The sequence below is a fragment of the Myroides pelagicus genome, from assembly GCF_009711055.1.
Lineage (GTDB): Bacteria > Bacteroidota > Bacteroidia > Flavobacteriales > Flavobacteriaceae > Flavobacterium > Flavobacterium pelagicum.
On the sequence record NZ_WMJY01000044.1, the window covers coordinates 1 to 22,247 of the forward strand.

At 33.9% G+C, this 22,247-nt stretch carries 16 protein-coding genes and 3 tRNA genes; 12 read left to right on the forward strand and 7 right to left on the reverse strand.

The window, feature by feature from the left end; translation table 11 throughout:
- Positions 1 to 142: 142 nt before the first annotated feature.
- The 3 genes from GJV77_RS13225 to GJV77_RS13235 form a co-directional block, all read right to left on the reverse strand.
- Positions 143 to 218, reverse strand: a tRNA-Phe gene (locus GJV77_RS13225).
- Positions 219 to 256: 38 nt separating this feature from the next.
- Positions 257 to 329: transfer RNA gene (locus tag GJV77_RS13230), tRNA-Phe, on the reverse strand.
- Between the two features lie 38 nt (positions 330 to 367).
- Positions 368 to 440 (reverse strand) — tRNA-Phe (locus GJV77_RS13235).
- A gap of 129 nt (positions 441 to 569) precedes the next feature.
- On the opposite strand from GJV77_RS13235, the gene GJV77_RS13240 reads away from it, so the two are divergent.
- The 7 genes from GJV77_RS13240 to GJV77_RS13270 all read left to right on the forward strand — a co-directional run bounded on the left by GJV77_RS13240 (position 570) and on the right by GJV77_RS13270 (position 7,862).
- Entirely contained in the window at positions 570 to 1,325 is a 756-nt protein-coding gene (locus GJV77_RS13240; protein WP_155036820.1) for a type III pantothenate kinase, read from the forward strand.
- Positions 1,297 to 2,565, forward strand: coding sequence for a hypothetical protein (locus tag GJV77_RS13245; protein ID WP_155036821.1), 1,269 nt, complete (start codon positions 1,297 to 1,299; stop codon positions 2,563 to 2,565). The genes GJV77_RS13240 and GJV77_RS13245 overlap by 29 nt, the downstream gene beginning before the upstream one ends.
- A gap of 12 nt (positions 2,566 to 2,577) precedes the next feature.
- Positions 2,578 to 3,141 (forward strand): LPS export ABC transporter periplasmic protein LptC, encoded by a 564-nt coding sequence (gene lptC, locus GJV77_RS13250; protein WP_155036822.1) that lies wholly within the window; start codon positions 2,578 to 2,580, stop codon positions 3,139 to 3,141.
- The gene (locus GJV77_RS13255; protein ID WP_155036823.1) at positions 3,138 to 3,341 is read left to right on the forward strand and encodes a hypothetical protein; all 204 of its coding nucleotides are present in this window, start codon (positions 3,138 to 3,140) and stop codon (positions 3,339 to 3,341) included. The genes lptC and GJV77_RS13255 overlap by 4 nt, the downstream gene beginning before the upstream one ends.
- 173 nt (positions 3,342 to 3,514) lie before the next feature.
- Positions 3,515 to 5,614: a peptidylprolyl isomerase gene (locus GJV77_RS13260; RefSeq protein WP_155036824.1), complete on the forward strand. Its 2,100-nt coding sequence runs from the start codon at positions 3,515 to 3,517 to the stop codon at positions 5,612 to 5,614.
- 119 nt (positions 5,615 to 5,733) lie between these two features.
- Complete coding sequence (gene fabD / locus GJV77_RS13265; RefSeq protein ID WP_155036825.1) at positions 5,734 to 6,606, forward strand: ACP S-malonyltransferase; 873 nt, start codon at positions 5,734 to 5,736, stop codon at positions 6,604 to 6,606.
- A 71-nt stretch (positions 6,607 to 6,677) separates the two neighbouring features.
- Positions 6,678 to 7,862 carry a multidrug effflux MFS transporter gene (locus GJV77_RS13270; protein WP_155036826.1) on the forward strand — a complete coding sequence of 395 codons (1,185 nt, stop codon included), beginning with the start codon at positions 6,678 to 6,680 and terminating at the stop codon, positions 7,860 to 7,862.
- A 112-nt stretch (positions 7,863 to 7,974) separates the two neighbouring features.
- On the opposite strand, the gene GJV77_RS13275 is transcribed toward GJV77_RS13270, so the two are convergent.
- Positions 7,975 to 9,105: a DegT/DnrJ/EryC1/StrS family aminotransferase gene (locus tag GJV77_RS13275; protein WP_155036827.1), complete on the reverse strand. Its 1,131-nt coding sequence runs from the start codon at positions 9,103 to 9,105 to the stop codon at positions 7,975 to 7,977.
- Positions 9,106 to 9,276: 171 nt separating this feature from the next.
- Here GJV77_RS13275 and GJV77_RS13280 point away from each other — a divergent pair, with 171 nt between their 5' ends.
- From GJV77_RS13280 to GJV77_RS13290, 3 genes are all read left to right on the forward strand, one after another.
- The gene (locus GJV77_RS13280; RefSeq protein ID WP_155036828.1) at positions 9,277 to 10,509 is read left to right on the forward strand and encodes a 3-deoxy-D-manno-octulosonic acid transferase; all 1,233 of its coding nucleotides are present in this window, start codon (positions 9,277 to 9,279) and stop codon (positions 10,507 to 10,509) included.
- 366 nt (positions 10,510 to 10,875) lie between these two features.
- The gene (locus GJV77_RS13285; RefSeq protein WP_155036829.1) at positions 10,876 to 13,023 is read left to right on the forward strand and encodes a S46 family peptidase; all 2,148 of its coding nucleotides are present in this window, start codon (positions 10,876 to 10,878) and stop codon (positions 13,021 to 13,023) included.
- 126 nt (positions 13,024 to 13,149) lie between these two features.
- Positions 13,150 to 13,398 carry a hypothetical protein gene (locus GJV77_RS13290; RefSeq protein WP_155036830.1) on the forward strand — a complete coding sequence of 83 codons (249 nt, stop codon included), beginning with the start codon at positions 13,150 to 13,152 and terminating at the stop codon, positions 13,396 to 13,398.
- Positions 13,399 to 13,468: 70 nt separating this feature from the next.
- Here the strand turns inward: GJV77_RS13290 and GJV77_RS13295 are convergent, their stop codons facing one another.
- Positions 13,469 to 14,977 (reverse strand): GH3 auxin-responsive promoter family protein, encoded by a 1,509-nt coding sequence (locus tag GJV77_RS13295; RefSeq protein ID WP_155036831.1) that lies wholly within the window; start codon positions 14,975 to 14,977, stop codon positions 13,469 to 13,471.
- Between the two features lie 110 nt (positions 14,978 to 15,087).
- Here GJV77_RS13295 and GJV77_RS13300 point away from each other — a divergent pair, with 110 nt between their 5' ends.
- Positions 15,088 to 15,885 (forward strand): DUF2797 domain-containing protein, encoded by a 798-nt coding sequence (locus GJV77_RS13300; protein WP_155036832.1) that lies wholly within the window; start codon positions 15,088 to 15,090, stop codon positions 15,883 to 15,885.
- Between the two features lie 77 nt (positions 15,886 to 15,962).
- On the opposite strand, the gene GJV77_RS13305 is transcribed toward GJV77_RS13300, so the two are convergent.
- On the reverse strand, positions 15,963 to 18,611 hold the full coding sequence (locus tag GJV77_RS13305) for an AsmA-like C-terminal region-containing protein (RefSeq protein WP_155036833.1): 2,649 nt from the start codon (positions 18,609 to 18,611) through the stop codon (positions 15,963 to 15,965).
- Between the two features lie 90 nt (positions 18,612 to 18,701).
- Positions 18,702 to 20,471 (reverse strand): signal peptide peptidase SppA, encoded by a 1,770-nt coding sequence (sppA, locus tag GJV77_RS13310; RefSeq protein WP_155036834.1) that lies wholly within the window; start codon positions 20,469 to 20,471, stop codon positions 18,702 to 18,704.
- Between the two features lie 125 nt (positions 20,472 to 20,596).
- Here sppA and folK point away from each other — a divergent pair, with 125 nt between their 5' ends.
- Complete coding sequence (gene folK, locus GJV77_RS13315) at positions 20,597 to 21,730, forward strand: 2-amino-4-hydroxy-6-hydroxymethyldihydropteridine diphosphokinase (protein ID WP_155036835.1); 1,134 nt, start codon at positions 20,597 to 20,599, stop codon at positions 21,728 to 21,730.
- The last annotated feature ends 517 nt before the right edge of the window (positions 21,731 to 22,247 follow it).

The following is a 22,247-nucleotide window of genomic DNA, read 5'->3' on the forward strand; positions in this document are numbered from 1 at the left end:
ACAGACTAACCAAACTTTATGCATAAACACAACTTTTGAGATTGATCCAAACTTAGTCCATATATACAACTTTTGGGAGATTGATCCAGATTTAAACCTGAACATATAAAAAAAATCCGATACTGATTAGTATCGGATTTTCTGGTGGTGCCTCCAGGAATCGAACCAGGGACACAAGGATTTTCAGTCCTTTGCTCTACCAACTGAGCTAAGGCACCCAATTTCTTAATGCTATACTTACTAAAAGTAATTTTAGTGGTGCCTCCAGGAATCGAACCAGGGACACAAGGATTTTCAGTCCTTTGCTCTACCAACTGAGCTAAGGCACCCAATTTCTTAATGCTATACTTACTAAAAGTAATTTTAGTGGTGCCTCCAGGAATCGAACCAGGGACACAAGGATTTTCAGTCCTTTGCTCTACCAACTGAGCTAAGGCACCATTTTGCCTTTTAGTAATCGAGAATGTTGTTCTCTTAAGCGGTTGCAAATATAGAACAGATTTTATTACTTCCAAAACTTTTGATAAAAAAAATCATTCTTTATCTTTGACAACACTAAATAATCAGACATGATTCTTACGATAGACATCGGAAACACCAGAACCAAAATAGCTCACTTTGAAAACAATAGCTTAAAAAAGCTTATCGCTTTTGCTAATGAAAACTTTATTGAAAATTTTTTAAAATATTTTCCACAAATAGAGAAAACCACCCAGACTGTACTATCCTCAGTAGGAAGATTAAGCGAACAAGAGAGAAACTGGTTAGCAGTAAATACCACTTTACTTATCATTACTCACCAAAATGAACTACCTTTCCGAAATAATTATGAAACACCGCATACCTTAGGAATTGATCGAATTGTACTAGCTGCTGGTGCTGTACTTGCCTTTCCTAAACAAAATCGGTTGGTAATCGACGTAGGAACTTGTATTACGTATGATTTCATCGATAATGATGACAATTATTTGGGTGGTGCTATTTCACCAGGCTTTGGCTTGCGTTACAAATCTTTAAACGATTACACAGCAAACCTACCCTTATTGCAATTAGAAGAAATTGATTACTTAGTTGGAACAAATACTAATAAATCCATACATTCTGGCGTTATCAATGGTATAATAACCGAGATAGACGGTATAATTAATAAATACAAAGAATTACACCCTGATTTAACAATAATTTTATCAGGTGGAGACACACTTTTTTTGGCAAAAAGATTAAAAAATATAATATTTGCTAATTCAAACTTTTTACTTGAAAGTTTGAATGCCTTATATCAATACATAATTGAAAATGATAAAAAAAATTCTAGTAGGCTTTAGCCTAGTTCTTGCAACTGGGGCTTGGGCTCAGCAAGGGACAGCTACTCCGTATTCTTTTTACGGAATAGGAGATGTAAAATATGGTGGTACAAATGGGTACAAAGCTATGGGAGGAACAAGTGTATATTCAGACAGTATTCACCTGAACTTACAAAACCCTGCTTCTTTTGGAAAACTACAAAGCACTACATTTTCAATTGGAGCTACTGCTAAGTTCTACAACTTCAAATCAAACCAGCAATCAGATGCTGTAAAAAGACAAACCATTGACTATATTGCAATTGGATTGCCTATCAAATCAAATAAACTAGGAGTTACTTTTGGATTACAACCACAGACTAATGTGGGATACAAAGTAACAGGCTTAGAAACAAACGAAAACAGCAAAACTACAACATACTCATACAATGGTAATGGTGGAGTTAACCGCGTTTTTATTGGAACAGGATATGAAGTGATAAACAACCTACGATTGGGGATTGATGCTAGTTACAATTTTGGTAACACAACAAATGACGTATCAGTTTGGATAAAAAACACAGGGAATGACGTAGGTCTAAGTACACAAACAGTAGAAAAAAGACGTGTAGATTACAAAGGTTTCTCTTATCGCTTATCTGCTCTATATGAAGGAAAGGTGAAAAAATATGATTGGCAAGCAAGTGTAACGTATAGCCCAGAAACAAAATGGAATACTGATAACTTGACAAAACGCCAAACATGGGATATCTACAACCCTGGCCAAATGGTAGACGAAACGACAATATCGGATCTTGATTTAAAAGTAATCAATCCACAACAAATGAGTTTAGGAGCAGGTTTTGGAAAAGAGCGCAAATGGTTTGTAGCTGGTCAATTTACTTACATTGAAAACAGCAAACTTGCCAGTTCAACAAACACAACTAATAAGGCTTCTTTTGAAGATACAAAGCGCTATACAATTGGAGGTTTCTACATTCCTAAATACAACTCATTCACTAGTTATTTTAATAAAATAGTTTATCGTGCTGGATTTAGATATGAGAACACTGGATTAGTTTTAAACAACCAAGCGATCAATGATTATGCTTTCACTGGAGGTTTAGGGCTGCCAGTAAAAGGATACACCAACTTAAACGTAGGATTTGAATACGGACAGAGAGGTACATCAAGCAATGGGTTGATCAAAGAAAATTACTTCAGCGTAAGTGTAGGATTTTCCTTAAACGACTTATGGTTTAAACGTCGAAAATACGAATAATCAATTAGTTTTATGAAATTTAATATCAGACCATTCTTTACTGGAAGTCTAATAGCTTTGGCCTTGTTAGGCTTAATTTCATGTAACGATAATATAAAAGATGTACAGGCATTAAACCGAACTTCTTTTTTTCCTGGTGGTGAAGGAGAGAATATCGTCTTACAATACGTAGACTCTGGAAGAGTAAAGGCAATATTGGTCAGCCCTAAGATGTTAGACTATTCCAATGTCTTAAATCAGTTTACTGAATTTCCAAAAGGCGTACATGTAACATTCTTTGATATCAATAACAACAAAACAACAATAGTTTCGGACTATGCGATAAGCTACTCCAAAACGGAATTAATAGACCTTCGAGGAAATGTAGTAATCACTACTTATGATGGAAAGAAACTAGAGTCGGATCAACTTTTTTATGACCAAAAAAATGATTGGTTATTTACAGAAGGAAAATACAAAGCATCGACAGATAAGGAAAACTTCACTTCTGGAGTAGGAATTGATTTCGACAGCAAACTAACAACAGTCAAAGCACAAAATAGCTACGCAGAGAGCATAAAGAACGAAAAACAATGAAAGCACTAAGAATAATACCCTATTTCTATTTATTTATAGCACTATTATTTATCTATGATTTTATAGATAAAATTATCAAAGGAGAAGGATACTTTTGGTTAGGTTTAGCGATAGCAGCTGTAGCAATCTTTATGTTCTTTTTTAGAAGAAATTCAGTACGAAGAATGGAAGGATATAAAAACAACCAACCAAAGAAATAAGAGAAAAATTTAAAATTAAAACAATAGAAGTGAAATAACGTTTTTATTTAATTAATAAAACTAATAATTAAAAAAACAAGCAAAGTCATTAAAATAATAAAGGCGCTTCTTTTATTATTAATAAGATAATTGTATTTTCGCTCACTGAAAAAAATTACACATATAAAATAAGCATGGCAGTTTTATCAAAAATTAGACAAAGATCTGCGCTGTTAATTGCAGGAATTGGGATTGCGTTATTAGCATTTATCATTGGAGATGTTGTAAGAGGAACTGGAGCAGGAGCACCACCGCGCAACGTAGGAAAAGTTAATGGTCAAGAGATTAATACTAGAGAGTTCTCTCAGCGTGTTGCTCAATTAGAGCAACAGCAACAAATTACCAATAGCCAAGCTATTGAAGCGATTTGGAATGAGCAGGTAAACACTATTCTATTAAATGACGAAATTGAAAAATTAGGTCTAAGAATAGGAAAAGAACAATTAGTAAATGTTGCAAAGAGTCACCCACTTTTCGCGAACAATCCTGATTTCTTTAACGAAGTTGGACAGTTTAACACACAGAAGTTCAACGAATTTATTATGTCTTTTAAAAACCAAGGACCTGCAGTTTGGGAACAATGGTTAGGTTTTGAAAAAGAATTAGAAAAATTCGGGTTACAACAAATGTACTTCTCTTTAATTCAAGGAGGTCTATACACTACTACAGCAGATGCTGAAGCAATGTATCAAGCTGAAAATGCAAAAGTATCTTTTGAATATGTTACTGTACCTTATTCAACTGTGAATAACGAAGAGGCAACTGTATCTGATACAGAAATTTTAGACTATATGAAAAAACACGAAAACAGATTCAAATCTGAACCAACTCGTGTAGTAGAATATGCTTTCATATCAAGTCTTCCATCACAAAAGGATAAAGATGCTGTAAAAGAAGTAATCGAAGGTTTCTTACAACCAAGTGTACAATACAATGCTGAAACAAATAAAAATGATACTATTGCTGGATTCAAAACAGTAAAAAATGTAGCATCATTTGTAATGGCAAATTCAGACTTACCATTAGACACTGTTTACTACGCTAAAAAAGATTTACCATTAGAATACCGCGAAGAGTTATTTAACCTTCAACCAAACACAGTATTTGGCCCTTATATCTTAGATGATTATTACTACATCACTCGTCTTTTGGACAAAAAAGCAGGTGCTTCAGTTGATGCTGCTCATATCTTAATAGGATACGCAGGAGCTCAAGGAACAAATGCTACAAGAACTAAAGAGGAAGCTAAAGCTAAAGCACAAGAAATATTAGCTAAAGTACAGGCTGATTCTAATTCATTTGCTAGCGTAGCACTTTTAGAGTCTGAAGATCCAGGATCTAAAAATAAAGGAGGAAAATACGAAGGGATTTCTAAAGGTCAAATGGTTAAAGGTTTTGAAGATTTCATCTTCGGTAACCCAACTGGTAAAATTGGTATTGCAGAAACTGAATTTGGTTTCCACGTAATCCAAGTATTAGACAAACAAGAAGGAGTAAAACTAGCTAGTATTGCTAGAAAAATTGAAGTATCTGACGCTACAGCTGACGCATTATATACACAAGCAACAACTTTAGAACAAGCAGCTACCGCTGGTGACTTTATCGAAAAAGCAAAAGAATTAAAATTAAATACACAAAAAGATATCACTATTCATCCATTTCAAGATGCTTTACCAGGTATCGGACAACAAAGAGCTGTTGGGACATGGGCATTCAATAAAAACACTAAAGAAGGTGATGTTAAACGTTTTGACAATGCTGATGGTCACATTATTGCTAAAGTAAAAACAATTAACAACACAGGTTTAGCTGCTGTAAGCGAAACTAGAGAATATATAGAGCCAATCATAATGAATGAAAAGAAAGCTGAGATTATCAAAAAGAAAATGACTGGTAATACATTAGCTGAAGTTTCAAAAAACACCAATGCCACTATTGCTACTGCAAGTGATTTAACAATCCAATCACCTTTACTACCAATGATCGGTTACGAACCAAGAGTAGTAGGTACAGCATTTGGCACTGAAGTAAATAAAGATTCTAAGTTAATCGAAGGTACAAAAGGAGTTTACATGATTAAAACAACAAGTGTTGCTAATGCTCCAGAAATTAAGTTAGACGTTTATAAAACTAAAATTGAGGCTGCTCAACGCAACCAAGTTCAAACAAGAACAATGAAGGTATTAAAAGATAGAGCTAAAATCGAAGATAACAGAATAGCAGTATATCAATAATATACCCTAATGATAAAACACCGAAAAGGTCATCTATAACTAGATGACCTTTTTTTGTTAGCATAGTCATTAGTAATAAAAATAGTTTAATTTTGTCTTTCAAATTAAAAACTAAACTTATGAAAGCATATGTTTTTCCAGGTCAAGGAGCTCAATTCACAGGAATGGGTAAAGACCTTTATGAAAACTCTGAAATAGCAAGAGAAATGTTCGAAAAGGCTAATGAAATCCTTGGTTTTAGAATTACAGATATCATGTTCGAAGGAACTGCAGAAGAACTAAAAGAAACAAAAGTAACTCAACCAGCAGTATTTTTGCATTCAGTAATTCTAGCTAAAACATTAGATAACTTCACCCCAGAAATGGTAGCAGGTCATTCACTAGGAGAATTTTCAGCATTAGTAGCTAACGGAACATTAGCTTTTGAAGACGCCCTTAAATTAGTTTCTCAACGTGCATTAGCCATGCAAAAGGCATGTGAAATAAAACCATCAACAATGGCTGCCGTTTTAGGTTTAGAAGATGCCATAGTAGAACAAGTATGTAATGAAATCGACGGTGTCGTAGTAGCAGCAAACTATAACTGCCCTGGTCAATTAGTTATCTCAGGAGAAACTACTGCAGTAGAAAAAGCTTGTGAAGCACTAAAAGAAGCAGGAGCAAAACGTGCATTAATCCTACCAGTAGGAGGAGCATTCCACTCTCCTATGATGGAACCAGCTAGAGAAGAATTAGCAGCAGCCATTGAAGCGACAACATTCAATCAGCCAATCTGTCCTGTGTATCAAAATGTAACCGCAGCTGCCGTAAACGATCCAAACGAAATCAAGAAGAATTTAATCTTACAATTAACAGCTCCTGTTAAATGGACACAATCAGTACAACAAATGATTGCAGATGGAGCAAGTTTATTTACTGAAGTTGGTCCTGGAAAAGTATTAGTAGGGCTAATCAAAAAAATAAATAAAGAGGCAGAAACTCATTCTGCATAGTCATTTAGAAATTATATCTATTAACAAAATCCTTGGTCTTAAGACTAAGGATTTTTATATTTCATTCAACCTTGGAAAAACTCACATCTCAAGAATGGATATTAATCTTTACACTAGTTAGCCTTACAGCACTAGGTCCCCTAGCTATTGACATGTATTTACCTGCATTTCCTAAAATTGCGAAAGACTTAAATACAGAAATAAACAATGTACAAATATCCCTATCCACCTTTCTAGGAGGATTAGCAATAGGACAATTATTTTGGGGACCAATCTCTGATAAATACGGGAGTAAAAAACCTATTCTCATTTCGATGTCAATCTTTATTATTTCTTCTTTTGCATGTATTTATGTACAAGAAATAAAAGTAATGTGGTTATACCGATTCTTACAAGCTTTCGGTAGTAGTGGTGGACTAGTAATAGCAAGAGCTATAGTAAACAAGCGATTTGATAAAGATCAAACACTAAAAATATTCAGTATTCTTGCACTCATTGGAGGTATTGCACCTATAGTGGCTCCAGTACTTGGCGACATGGTACTCACCTACTTTGACTGGCAGCATGTTTTTACAACAATGGCCTTATTTGCTACACTCAGCATCATTATGACAACTGTATTTTTAAAAGAAGATACACAGACAAGGGTAAGTTCTTTAAAGTTTCGTACGATTATAGGAAATTACCTACGGTTATTCGAAAGCAAAGTATTCATTACTTATACTATAATCGGTAGTTTAGCTTTTAGCTGCCTAATGCTCTATATCTCAAATGCACCACTATTAGTAATGGAAAAGGGAGGGCTAACTAGTACAGCCTTTAGCTTTGTATTTATGATCAACTCTTGTGGGTTAATGATTGGGTCGTTTTTGACATCTTCTATACTTAGAAAAAGAATGGATCCTAAGAATATTATCAAACTTGGAACTACAATACAGATTCTATCAGCAGCAGTATTATTGCTCCTAATAGAATTGAACATCTCTATTTACCTCCAATTAGTCCCGTTATTTACTTTTGTTTTACCGTTGGGAATGTTATTCCCTACCTCAACAACATTAGCCCTATCCCCTTTTAAACTAGAATCAGGGACGGCATCAGCCTTATTTGGAGCGTCACAATTAGCTTTTACCTTTTTAACTTCACTGTTATTAAACAGCCTAAACGATGGGTCAATGAGTATTGTTGCAATAGCACTTGTTGCATGTGCGGTGATTTCTCTAATCGTCAATCAAACAACCTATCCTAAAAAATAAATACCTTAAACAAAAAAGGCTAACTACACTATATGCTACTTTCAAATAGTAAACTACTAAAGAAAATGCTATTAGTATAGTTAGCCTTTAAACGTTATTCAAAGCTATTCTTTTATCCTAAAAACGCTTTTATTTCATCTGTAATGAATTGGATTTGCTCCTCATCTAATTCAGAGTGCATTGGTAAAGACAATACCTCTTGAACTAATTGATTAGTTACCGTGAAATCCTCTTCTTTATAACGTACATCTAAATAAGCTTTTTGACTATGTAATGGGATAGGGTAATAAATAGCACATGGTATCCCTTTAGCTTGTAAATGAGCCATTAGCGCATTTCTATCAGCACCTACAATGCGCAAAGTATATTGATGAAATACATGACTGTATTCATCTCCTTCTATCTTAGGAGTCACCACATTCGGATGATTAGCCAAAGCTGTAGAATACTGCTTCGCTGCATTACGTCTAGCTGCATTATACATATCTAACCTTGGAAGCTTTGCATTTAATACAGCTGCCTGCATACTATCTAAACGTGAATTCACTCCAATCACATCATGGTGGTAACGCTCGTACATACCGTGATTCACAATACCTCTTAGGATATGTGCTAATTCATCATCATTTGTAAAAATAGCTCCACCATCTCCGTAACAACCTAAATTCTTTGAAGGAAAGAATGAAGTAGCTCCAACATGTCCAATTGTTCCTGTCTTAGCTTTCGATCCGTCAGTATAAGTATAAGTTGCTCCTATCCCTTGTGCATTATCTTCAATTACATATAAGTTATGCTCTTTTGCAACCTTCATAATTTCCTCCATATTAGCAACTTGACCAAATAAATGTACTGGTACAATTGCTTTCGTTTTAGGTGTGATTGCCTTTTTTAAAGCATCAATTGAAATATTGAAAGTATCAGCATCTACATCAACTAACACAGGGGTCAATTGCAATAGACCAATAACCTCTACTGTAGCAGCAAAAGTAAAGTCAGCAGTGATAACCTCGTCTCCTGGCTTAAGACCTAACCCCATCATCGCTATCTGTAAAGCATCTGTTCCATTAGCACATGGAATAACATGCTTAACACCTAAATATTGCTCTAAACTAGCTTGGAAAGCATGTACTTGAGGACCATTGATAAATGCAGAAGATTCTAAAATCTCTTGTAATGATTTATTTACTTCCTCTTTTATACCTTCGTATTGACTTTTAAGGTCAACCATTTGAATTTTTTTCATTCTAATATTCTTTAGTATATTTTACTAGTAACTCCTCTGACTAAAATTAATAAACCTTTAAAGGAGTACCTTTTTTCGCATCTGTTATCACACACAAAAGTAATAAATTCTTATACTCGAAGTCTCATCTTTATCAAAAGAAACGTAATTTCGCTGGACAAAGTTATTTTTATGTTTTACTTATATAATATACTGACATACATAGCCATTTTTTTCGTGCGACTTATTGCACTTTTCAACCAAAAGATGAAGTTATTCGTCAACGGACGAAAGAACACTTTTAATAAACTAAACCAACAACTATCACCTAGTGACAAAATGATATGGATACACGTCGCTTCTCTTGGTGAATATGAACAAGGACTTCCTCTAATGGAAGCCTTAAGAATAAAATATCCCAATTATAAGCTCTTACTTACTTTCTTCTCACCTTCTGGTTATGAAGTAAAAAAGAATAATACCATTGCAGACGTGACAGTTTACTTACCCATGGATACAATAAGTAACGTTCGTCAGTTTTTGAAAATTGTAGAACCTGAAATGGTATTTTTCATTAAGTATGAATATTGGCCAAACTACCTAAATGCTCTTAAGAAAGAAAACATACCTACTTATCTCGTTTCAGGGATTATGAGAAAAGACCAAGTATTCTTTAAATGGTACGGTGGCTTTTACAAAAAAGCACTACAAGCATTCACTCACTTCTTCGTACAAAATGAGGAGACGTTAAATCTATTGAACTCACTTAAATATACTAATGTAACAATAGTGGGAGACACACGATTTGACAGAGTTTCTCAAATACTCGAACAAGATAATAAGCTTACATTTTTAGATGCTTTTACCGAAAATAAAAGTGTAAAAACAATTGTCATAGGAAGCTCTTGGCCAGAAGACGAAAAGCTAATCTGCCATTATATAAATAGCAATACAAATCCTAATATCAAATTTATCTTTGCTCCACATAATATAAAACAAGAGCAAATAGACCAATTAACCCTAAATATACAGAAACCAGTAATTAAACACACTGAATACGTAGGTCAAGATTTAACACAATATAATGTCTATATTATAGACGCTTACAGCTTACTAACGAAAGCCTATAGTTATGCGACAATAGCATATATTGGTGGAGGCTTTGGAGCGGGAATTCACAATATTCTAGAAGCTGCTACCTTTAGTATTCCAATAGTTATAGGTCCAAAATACAGGAAATTTCAAGAAGCAAAAGATCTCATTAAACTTGGTGGCTGTCTAGTCGTTAACAATCAAGAGGAAGTAAACAAACTATTTGATTCATTACTGACGAATGACATAAAGCGCAAAGCAATAGGGGAAATAGCAGGGCATTTCATTTTAAAAAACAAAAACGCTACCCAAAAAGTAATACAATATTTATAAATATAAAAAAGGCAAACAACACAAAGATTGTTTGCCTTTTTTTATATGAATTAATAATTGCACTAATTTTATAACTTTTAAAAAGTTAAATTAACTAAAGGATTAAATCTTAATCCTTGTACCAATATAGAACAAAATATCTATACTCACAACCTTATACTCTTTTTATTCAACTTTTTGAACTTCAAAGAAACTATAGAACTAAAAATATAACACTAAAAATCAGCACATTAACACACAATACTACTAAAAAAGTTACTTTTAACATTAGTTGTCTTTAAAAATTGATAAAGCATGGATTTGAATTTTAAGGTTATAGGGTAAAATTGTATATTGCCAGCTAATTCAATTCTAACTAACACTTTTATGAATAAAAAGATTAAACATTTGTTCAAGGCACTTGCTTTTCTTTTAGCATTTCCTATTTATGCTCAGCAAGGAGGAATGTGGATTCCTTCTTTATTAAAGGGAATGAATGAGACCGAAATGCAAAGCTTAGGTATGAAGATGTCTGTTCAGGATATCTACGATGTAAATAACTCTAGTATGAAAGATGCTGTACCACACTTCAACGGAGGGTGTACATCTGAAGTTATTTCCTCTCAAGGATTACTATTGACTAATCACCACTGTGGTTATGGTCAGATACAAGCACATTCATCTGTCGAAAATGACTATCTTGCAAACGGGTTCTGGGCAATGAATAAAGCAGAAGAACTACCGAATGAAAACCTAGTTGTTACATTTATGGTTCGTATCGAAGACGTAACTGCAGATGTATTAAAAGGAGTTAAAGACAAAGACTCTGAACTAGTAAAAAAAGAAAAGATCAACAAAAATATAGCTAAGACTATTGCTAACTTTCCAAAAGAAGAATGGCAAGAAAACAAAATCAAATCATTCTTTGAGGGAAACCAATACATTCTTTTTGTAACAGAAACGTTTAAAGACGTACGCCTAGTAGGTGCTCCACCTTCGTCAATTGGTAAGTTTGGTTCTGATACAGACAACTGGGTATGGCCTAGACACACTGGAGACTTTGCTTTATTCCGTATCTACGCTGATAAAGATAATAAGCCAGCTGCTTATTCGAAAGACAATGTACCTTATACACCTAAACACTATTTTCCAATATCATTAGACGGAATTGCTAATGGTGACTTTACTATGGTATTTGGTTATCCTGGTAGAACACAAGAATATTTACCATCATATGCAGTTGAGCAAATTGTAAATGACTTAAACCCTGTAAAAATTGGTATTAGAGATACAGCTTTAAAGATTACAGACGAGTTTATGCGTGCTGATCAAGGCATTAAAATTCAATACGCTTCTAAATATGCTAGTACAGCTAACTATTGGAAAAAATGGATTGGTGAGAGTCTAGGATTAAAGAAAACAAATGCAGTTCAAGCAAAACAGACTTTCGAAAAAGACTTTATCGAACGTGCTAACAAAACTACGAAAACAAAACATTACGCAGAACTACTTCCTCAATTCGAGAAATTATACAAAGAAATTGCTCCATATGCTATTAGTAAGGACTTTTTCAGTGAAGTAGCTTTACGCAATGCTGAATTACTTGCCGCTGCTTGGAAAGTATATGCGATTGAAGGATCTCTTAAAAATGAGAAAGCTTTTGAAAATAAGAAACAAGCTATTATCAATGGTCAAGCTCGTTTTTATAAAAACTATAGTAAAGTAGTAGATGAGAAAGTATTTGAAGCTATTGTGAATAAATATGCAAAAGAAGCTCCACAAACTTTCTTACCTTCTGTTTTAAAAAATACTGATATTACATCTACTACTAAAAATATCTATTCTACAAGTAAACTTACTTCTTATGAAGGTTTACAAGAATTACTTAATGGAAATAGTAAACAAGTTTTAGAAAACTTAAACAATGATGCTGGGTATGTATTTGCTAAAGCTCTTTTTGAAAACTACAAACAAAATATTCTTCCTAATTATAATGAATTAGATAGAGAAATTGATGCTTTACAACGTACATATATGAAAGCTCAGTTAGAACTTTATCCTGATGCTAGAATTTTCCCTGATGCAAATAGTACACTACGAGTAACATATGGTAAAGTTGATGGTTACTTCCCTAAAGACGCTACTTACTACGAACCTGTTACTCACTTAGAAGGGATCATGGAAAAATACGTTCCTGGTGACTATGAATTTGACGTACCTGCAAAACTATTAGAATTATATAATAATAAAGACTACGGTCAGTATGCTGATAATGGTAAACTACCTGTCAACTTTATCGCTACAAACCACACAACGGGAGGTAATTCCGGTAGTCCTGCGATTGATGCACATGGTAATTTAATTGGACTAAACTTCGACCGCGTTTGGGAAGGCACAATGAGTGATATTTACTACGATCCTTCAATATGTCGTAACATTATGGTAGATATTCGATATGTTTTATTTATCGTCGACAAGTTTGCTGGGGCTAAACACTTGATAGATGAGATGGATCTAGTAAATCCTAAAGGTTAATTAGTTTAAAATCAATTAGTTACTGTTACTATATTTTTTTAAAAAAATAATTACAAAAAAAACAATGAAATCAAAAAAGTTATATATTTGTCACGAATTAATAATTAACTTTTATATCTAATTAAGATGAAAAAAATCGCATTAAGCATCGCTTTAGTAGCTATGATGGGAGTATCTTTCGTTTCTTGTAAAGAAACTGCTAAAGAAGCTCCAGCTACAACTGAAGAAACAACTGTTGAAGCTACTACTGAAGAAGCTCCTGCTACTGAAGAAGCTACTACAACTGAAGAAGCTACTACAACTGAAGAAGCTGCTACTACTGAAGAAGCTCCTGCTACTGAAGAAGCTCCTGCTACTGAAGAAGCTGCTAAATAATTTTAGCATTTATTCATAAAAAGAAAACCTCGCTAAGCGAGGTTTTTTTGCTTTAAACTTTTCATTTTTATCACATCTGTAGAAGTTCTTCCATTAACTTTCTTTCATTGGATAATCTTGGAACTTTGTGTTGTCCTCCCAATTTATCTTTTCCTTTTAGCCAATCGTAAAACAAATTCTTTCTGGCTTTATGGAAAACCAAAGGGTTCAAAGTCATATTATTTGCACGCTTTGCTTCGTAATCAGAATTCAACGCTTGTAAATTCTTGTCCAAGACTTCTGAAAACAAATGAATATTCTCTGGCTCTTTAGTAAACTCAACAATCCATTCATGTGCTCCTTTATCTTTACCAGCCATAAAAATAGGAGCTACCGTATATTCTGCTACCTCAGCATTAAATTCACTACAAGTCTTTGCTAATGCTCTGTCTGTATTCTCAATCATTAGCTCCTCTCCAAATACATTGATATGATGCTTTGTCCTTCCAGTAATCTTAATACGATAAGGCAGTAAGCTAGTAAAGCGAACAGTATCACCGATTAAATAACGAACCAGACCTGCATTCGTCGTTATAACGATAGCATAATTCTTGTCCTTTTCTACGGCTGACAAAGGTACTATCTTTTGATTACTTGTTCCAAAAGTTTCCATCGGAATAAACTCATAGAAAATCCCGTAATCCAGCATTAATAGTAGTTCATTACAGTTATTTTGATCTTGAATAGCAAAGAACCCTTCAGATGCATTATATATTTCGTAATAGCGAAAACCTTTATTAGGTAATAACTTTTCATATTGCTCACGGTATGGCTCAAAGCTCACTCCTCCATGAAAATACACCTCCGCATTAGGCCATAACTCATGTAAGTCATGTTTCCCTGTCTCTTCTATAATCCGATTAAACAGAACTAACATCCACGAAGGTACTCCAGCAAAACTCGTGACATTCTCATTTCTTACTTCTTGAATAATAGCATTCATTTTACTTTCCCATTCGGACATTAAAGAAGTCTTGTTACTTGGCGTACTACTGAACTCAGCCCAAAAAGGCATATTATCTATCAATATAGCCGACAAATCACCAAAAAAGGTATTCTTATCTTCGTAAAGTTGTTTACTCCCCCCTAAACGCAAACTCTTTCCTGTAAATAACTGAGAGTTTTCATTGTTATTCAAATACAAACACAACAAATCCTTTGCTGCTTTATAATGACACAATTCTAATGCTTCATTACTTACAGGAATGAATTTACTCTTTGCATTTGTTGTCCCACTCGATTTCGCAAACCATCGAATCGGCTCAGGCCAAAAGATATTCGCCTCTCCTCGCCGTGAACGCTCTATATAAGGTTCAAACTCTTCATAACGAAATAATGGCACTCGTTCACTAAAAGTCTCATAATTATTGATACTTTCATAGCCGAACTGCTTCCCTATTAGGGTTTTTTCATTTGTCTTTATTAGGCTATTAAATAAGTCCTGTTGAACTTCATTGGGGTATTTCCTAAATAAGTCTATTTGATGAATTCTCTTTTTCAGAATCCATGATGCGATCGAATTAATAATTGTAAAGGCCATATTATCTCATGTATTCAGCCATGTCAACTTCTAAATTGAAGAAGTAAACAATCGCTGTAGCAAATGTTTTTCGTATTTTTACTGCCATACCAAAAATAACAATTTTATTTATGCTTTACGAAGGAGTTTTAAACAAAATGCAGACGGAGTTTAACAGTCCTATTGAATACTACTTGGTGTTCAAAGACTCTTTTTTAAATATTAATCAAGTACTTGACAGATCAATTACTATCGATTTCATCGACTATGAATGTCTGTGTTGTCATCAAAGAAAAAAAATCTTCAGACAAGGATTCTGTTACGATTGCTTCTATCAAAGTGCTGAAGTAGGAGACTGGATTATGCGACCTGAATTAAGCAAAGCACACTTAGGTATTGAAGATAGAGATTTAGCCTACGAAACGAAGGTACAACTTCAACCTCATATTGTTTACCTAGCTCTTGCGAGTGATGTCAAAGTAGGTGTAACACGCAAAACACAAGTTCCTACCCGTTGGATAGATCAAGGAGCTTCTAGTGCGATCGAAATCGTAGAAGTCCCTAATCGATACCTTGCCGGTATAACAGAGGTTGCTTTAAAAGATTTTTTTACTGATAAAACCAATTGGAGAAAAATGCTTCAAAATGAAGTTGGTAATGATGATATACAAGCTATTCGCAACTCGTTACAAGATAAACTACCTGAAGAAGTTAAACCATATTATACTTCTACAGATGCAAATATCATTGACTTAAACTACCCTGTACTACAATATCCAACTAAACTAAAAAGTCTTAATCTTGAAAAAACACCTTCGTATCAAGGTACATTAAAAGGAGTTAAAGGACAATACTTAATCTTTGAAGATGGTACTGTTTTTAATATCCGATCAAACGAAGGTTCTGTCGTCGCTATTAACGTAGAATAATATCTATCGTATTTACTCAAAAAAACAAGGAGCTTCAAAATATTGAAACTCCTTGTTTTTTTGATACGCTTACTAAGCTATTTTTTCTCTTCAGGGGTTTTCTTTTTTCCAAACAATCCTTGTAACCCTTCTTCTATCTTGTTGACAACTTTATCTGTCGCTTCGCTCTTGGCTTCATCTCCTGAGACTTGTTCATCGCCTTCATCCGTCTTTTTATTCCCTCCTAATAAGTCCATTAAAGCTCCTTTTCCTTTATCTAACAACTGACTCGTTTGATCTTCTATAATCTGATTCGTTAAATTAGTTACTACTTCGTTCATATTTGTACCTACTTTAGGTGCTTTAAAATTTCCCGATAAATCCACGCGTACCGGAATAGCATTATATTTTTCAGCATCTTTACCTCCTAATTTAGTTAAAGCACCCGCTACATCACTTCCCAACAACTTAGCTGGTACCTTAAAATCTAAGGCATAATTCATCGATTGATCAAAACCATGTTCTCCAGATACTTGAACAGACATATCGTTAAGTTTCAAGTCAAAAGGTTTAAATTGTACTTTCCCTTCTTTAAACACAAGGTGAATTCGCTTATTATTAATATCTAGCTTTTTTAAATCAATAAAGGACACTTTTTTATCTAACTCTGAGAGTAATACAGATTGTTGAGGGGTTATATTTGTATCAAGTAATGTTCCTTGAACATCTCCACTCAGTGTGTTAATCGCGGGCGTTAGCTCTATAGCATCTAATTGACCTCTTACTTTCAGATCTCCATCAATCTTTCCTGCTATAACTCCTGCTATAGGGGCTACTGCTTTCAAAAATTCTATATCTGTGAATGTCTTTGTTATATCTACTTTTTTCAACCCTAAGTTCATGTCGAATGTAGGAATTGCTTCTTTCGTAGATACACTTCCATCAAAAGCTAGGACTCCATTAAACACCTCTGTTGACATATTTTGTAAGTTAGCTGACTCATCTTTAACAACTAAATTTCCTTTTACATTACTCAACACTAAGTTGTCATAAATTACCTTTTTTGCATTAGCATGAATTGTACAGTCTAGAAAACTTGGAATTTTTAAAGCTTCTTTTTCTTTAGAATTTGACGATTTAGAGGTTTCCTCTACTGCTGGATTATCTCCTCCAGTTGCCATCAAATCCGCAAGAACGAAATTATTCGAATTGACTTGAAAATTCCCTTTCAACACCTGTTTATTAAACAAAAATCCATATAAATTATCCAAACGACCACTCGCAATAACATCCGTTTCTCCTGTCTTTAGTACAAAAGTATTTAAAGTAACATTCGACGTATTAAAAGTAAGACCTGCCTCTTGTATTTTTATCGGTTTAGGCATCGCTTCATTTGCGTAATTAAATCCTGTCAGTGACAAACTTCCTTCATTTTTAATATTTTGATACCTACCTTTCTCCACAGATTGCATGTCAAAATTCGTATTTACCTTCGCTTTTAATAAACCACTAAGTGGTTCAGATAATTTGATAGGATAAGCATGTGATAGATTTTCTAAGTTAATTACTCCATCAAAATTAGCCTTAACATACATATTCTCCATCAGGTTTTTTAAACTTGCGCGTGCATGAAATACATCTTTATCAATCTGAAAAGTACATTGATCAATATTGACATAAGTATCTTTTACATGTCCTGTTTTATTAACAGCTTGAGCATCTAATATAATATTTGTTACTCCTTTAGGCAAATCAGGATACTGGAAAGATGCATTTTTTGCCAGTATATGAATACCAAAAGTAGGTATAGTTTGCTCCGTTAATTTCCCTTTAACTACCCCTTCTACTTTAAACTCCCCAGACGTTTTCACTCCTGACAAATCACCCGCATAAGCTTCAGGTACCAACCCTAGAAAATTTTTAAAATCTGAATCAGGTGTCGTAAAAGTTAAATCGTAATCTTGACCATCATCTACCAATTGAACCATTCCTTCAAACTCTAATGGGAGTTGATTAATCAACGCTTTATTATCCTTAAAGACAAACTTCATTTGATTCATATCAATTCCAATCACAGCATCTAAAGAAAGATTTACATCATTCAATAATTTATCCCCTTCCTTCACAAAAGAAACCCTTGTCTTAGTCTCTGTCACTAAATCCAATACATTCTCTGAAAAATTACCTTTTCCTTGATGATATAACTCATTAACTTCAAACTTCATCTTTGATCCCAAATCTGAATAAGTAATATTCAAATTATCTAAACGATAGTGATTCAACGCTAAAGAAAATGGAGTACTAACTGAATCTGTACTATCTTTTTCCTTTTCCTCATCTTCTTTTAAAGCTACATCATAGTTAGCGATACCATCGGGTGTAATTATTACTGATAAAAATGTATTCAGTGATTCAATGGACTCTAACTCCATTGGTTTATCAGTCCCATTAAATAATTGCCCTAATGACATCTTCAGAGAAAGTTTTTCTGACTGTAGTAATGTATCACCTTCAAAAGGTACGTGATTAATAACCACTAAATCATTAACAGAAATAGTAGCTTTAGGAAAATTCCTAATTAAACTAAGATTTACACTTTTAAAATTTACAGTAGCATTTACATTCTCATTTATTGTTTGTTTAACTAATTCCTGTATTTTTCCTTTAAACATAAAAGGTGCCAACAAAACTACAGCGATAAGAAGAATCAAAGTCCCTCCTATCCATTTTAGTGCTCTCTTATTCATATCTAATTTGTTTAACTACAAAATTAACCAAAAAAAAGCCAATCTGTTTGACACAGATTGGCTCCATATTATTTTTATACAATCGCTAACCTAATAGATTGTTAATTCATAAGGAAGCATTGCTTGAACACCTTTCATTGAATTAAAATAATTCAAACGTTCAATTAGTTCAAAATTATCTTCTCCTATTTTTTCTTTAATTAATTCATCTTGTGTTTTAACCATAGAAGCACCTAAATATTTTCTCAACAAATCGTCAAAAGTTAGCTCATACTCTGGGTAATTAACCACCTGATAATCTTCCAATTCTACTTTAGAAACTGCATAATCAATCGCTTCTTTCAATCCTCCTATTTCATCTACTAGTCCATTCTGTAATGCATCTGTTCCTGTCCATACACGTCCTTGAGCTATTGAATCTACTTGTTCTACAGTCATATTTCTACCAGCAGCCACACGACTAACGAATGTATCATACACTTTTTCAATACTTTCTGTGATATATCCTTTTGTACTTTCTTCTATCGGTTTAAAAGGACTATACATGATTGCATTTTTATGTGTTCTTACTTGTTGTGCATTTACCCCATATTTTGAAGCAACTTCACTAAAGTTTGGCAACATACCAAATACACCTATTGACCCCGTTATTGTTGTTTCATCTGCGAAGATACGATCAGCATTACATGAAATATAATACCCTCCTGATGCTGCTACAGATCCCATAGATACAATTACAGGCTTTTCTTTTTTTGTCAATTCTATCTCTCTCCAGATCAAATCTGACGTCAGAGCACTTCCTCCTGGACTATCCACACGCAACACAATTGCTTTTACCTTATCGTTTTTACGTGCTTTCTTTAATGCTCTATTAATAGATCCCTCGCCAATATAGTTTACATTCCCTTCACCACTCATGATCTGCCCTTGAGCATATATTACAGCTATTTGATCATCTTTTACTTTTAGAGCAGTAACACTCTTTACAGACTTCACATAATCTAATATTTTTAATGTATTATAGTCTTTATCCGCTGCTACACCTATTGCCTTTTTGATTGCTGCATGATACTCATCTTCATAAGCTACTTTATCTACCAAACCATTCTTTAACGCTAACTCCGGTGTTCGTGCACCTAGGTTTTCAGCCAATTCGTTTAACTTGTCAACTGAAATCGAACGACTCTCTGCTATATCTTTCACCACACTCGCCCAAATTGAGTTTAAGAATACTGAAATCTGCTCATGATTAGCCTCACTCATTTTATTTTCCAAAAATGGTTCTACTGCACTCTTATACTTTCCATGGCGGATTACTTCCATCTTTACTCCAGTCTTCTCTTGTAAGTCTTTCATGTACAAAATCTCAGTAGCTAGTCCTCTAAAATCAAACTCTCCCACTGGATTGACATAAATAGTATCTGCTACTGAACTCAAATAATACTCTGACTGAGAATACATATTTGCATAAGACAATACAAACTTTCCACTTTCTTTAAAGTCTTTCAATGCTTGACGCAATTCTCCACGTTGTGAAACACCTAGTGTAGATGTATTATTCAAAATCGAAATTCCTTGAATTTTATCATCTGATTTTGCTACTGCGATTGCATTCAACACGTTTGCCAGTCCTGAATTATCTTCGTCAACAAAATTAAGGTCTTTGAAATTATACTTCCCTCCATAGTCGTATTTCACCTTTGATAAGTCTAATTCCAATACAGTCTTTTCCTTCACAGTTACTTTTGCTTCACTGCTACTCCCCAAGGCTGCACCAATAGAAATTAGCATAAAAAAGGCTAAAAACGAAAAAACAAACAACCCGACGATTGTCGCTAATACATTTCTTAAAAATCTCATATTTAAAACAATTTACTTTATTAGTCGTTTAGATTATAACTTTGTTACAACACCAAACAAATTTGTGAATAATAACTGGAATAAAAGTAGTCTTTCTTCAATTTTCTTTTTGTTACTTTGCCTCCATGTATGTACAGAATAACATAGTATTATCAATAGGAACCAATCAAGGAGATAAAAGAGAAAATATCCAACAAGCTGTGAATCTAATTCACCAGCAAATTGGTACCGTTATTAAAGTTTCGCCAATTTACGAATTTCCTGCATGGGGATTTGAAAGTGAACCCTTTTTTAATTGCGCTATTCTTATCCATAGTACACTGGAGGCTGAAAAAGCAATTGCTCAAATACTTGAACTTGAAAAACAACTGGGCCGTATTCGCACAAACACTACTGGATATACAGCTCGTGTGATCGATATCGATATTATTTCTTTTAACCAAGAGGTGATAAATACTGCTTCATTGACAGTACCTCATCCTTTAATGCAAGAACGAAAGTTCGTTCTTTTGCCTATGTTAGATTTGAACTACGAATGGACTCACCCTGTTTTAAAGAAAAGTTGCCAAGAGTTACTCAATATATGCAGAGATCAGACAGCGTATAAAGTAATTGGACACATTGACTCACCACTAAAAAACTATGACTTTAGAAAAGTTAACTTTATTGCTATCGAAGGAAATATTGGTGCTGGAAAAACAACACTTGCTACCAGAGTAGCTGATGACTTTAATGCAAAACTAATCTTAGAAGGATTTGCCGATAATCCATTCCTTCCAAAATTTTATAAAGATGCTAATCGATATGCTTTCCCTTTAGAAATGTCTTTCTTAGCAGATCGTTATAACCAATTATCAGATGATCTAGCACAATTGGATTTATTCAAAGAATTTGTTATCTCAGACTATTATATTTATAAATCACTAATCTTTGCACAAATTACCTTAGAAGAAGACGAGTTCCGTCTATATCAACAGATTTTTGAGATAATGTACAAAGAGACACCACAACCGGATTTATATGTATTCTTATATCAAAATACAGATAGGTTATTAGACAATATCAAGAAAAGAGGTCGTTCGTATGAAAGTAATATCCCAGCAGCCTATCTTGATGACGTAAATCAAGGCTATTTGAACTATGTAAAAACCCTACATCCTGAGAAACTTTTAGCGATAGATATTACCGATTTAGACTTTGTTGCTAATCAAGAAGATTATACCCATATACTTGACCTAATTCAAGACAAATTACAATAACCCTGTGAACTTAAATAAAGTACGTATAACGAGAGATTGCCAATCATACTAAACCGGAACCTTCGATCCTATAAAAAGTGTCTCAAACAGTTCTTTTCTTATCTAGATAGGCTTTCATCTACTCTTTTTTTGGAAAATCATTTTTATCCAATATTACACCAAACAAAAAATGCCCAAATAATAACTATATCACCTCACTAATAAAACTCAACTTCCCCTCAATTGTTGCCGAGCTAGTGCTATGCGTGCCGAATACGTGCAGTTTACGAGCCCAGAAGCAGCTTCTTGGCAAGGAAACCTCAAGCATACTGCAAGTATAGGTCAATAAATCGCAGGAAAAAAAACATAGATAGGAAGATTTTGATATTCACTCTCTCATCGTTTAATATCAAACTTTTCCTGATAATCCATTTTTTTTAAACGACTAGATACCCCAACTATTAAAACAAAAAAATCCCAAGCGTTAACTTGGGATTTCTTGTACTCGAGGCGGGACTTGAACCCGCACGAACATTAC

Bases quoted from the DNA above. Each gene is read 5' to 3' on its own strand.
- GJV77_RS13240 (WP_155036820.1), top strand. From the start codon at position 570: ATGATTCTTACGATAGACATCGGAAACACCAGAACCAAAATAGCTCAC.
- GJV77_RS13245 (WP_155036821.1), top strand. From the start codon at position 1,297: ATGATAAAAAAAATTCTAGTAGGCTTTAGCCTAGTTCTTGCAACTGGG.
- lptC (WP_155036822.1), top strand. From the start codon at position 2,578: ATGAAATTTAATATCAGACCATTCTTTACTGGAAGTCTAATAGCTTTG.
- GJV77_RS13255 (WP_155036823.1), top strand. From the start codon at position 3,138: ATGAAAGCACTAAGAATAATACCCTATTTCTATTTATTTATAGCACTA.
- GJV77_RS13260 (WP_155036824.1), top strand. From the start codon at position 3,515: ATGGCAGTTTTATCAAAAATTAGACAAAGATCTGCGCTGTTAATTGCA.
- fabD (WP_155036825.1), top strand. From the start codon at position 5,734: ATGAAAGCATATGTTTTTCCAGGTCAAGGAGCTCAATTCACAGGAATG.
- GJV77_RS13275 (WP_155036827.1), bottom strand. From the start codon at position 9,105: ATGAAAAAAATTCAAATGGTTGACCTTAAAAGTCAATACGAAGGTATA.
- GJV77_RS13280 (WP_155036828.1), top strand. From the start codon at position 9,277: ATGTTTTACTTATATAATATACTGACATACATAGCCATTTTTTTCGTG.
- GJV77_RS13285 (WP_155036829.1), top strand. From the start codon at position 10,876: ATGAATAAAAAGATTAAACATTTGTTCAAGGCACTTGCTTTTCTTTTA.
- GJV77_RS13290 (WP_155036830.1), top strand. From the start codon at position 13,150: ATGAAAAAAATCGCATTAAGCATCGCTTTAGTAGCTATGATGGGAGTA.
- GJV77_RS13295 (WP_155036831.1), bottom strand. From the start codon at position 14,977: ATGGCCTTTACAATTATTAATTCGATCGCATCATGGATTCTGAAAAAG.
- GJV77_RS13300 (WP_155036832.1), top strand. From the start codon at position 15,088: ATGCTTTACGAAGGAGTTTTAAACAAAATGCAGACGGAGTTTAACAGT.
- GJV77_RS13305 (WP_155036833.1), bottom strand. From the start codon at position 18,611: ATGAATAAGAGAGCACTAAAATGGATAGGAGGGACTTTGATTCTTCTT.
- sppA (WP_155036834.1), bottom strand. From the start codon at position 20,471: ATGAGATTTTTAAGAAATGTATTAGCGACAATCGTCGGGTTGTTTGTT.
- folK (WP_155036835.1), top strand. From the start codon at position 20,597: ATGTATGTACAGAATAACATAGTATTATCAATAGGAACCAATCAAGGA.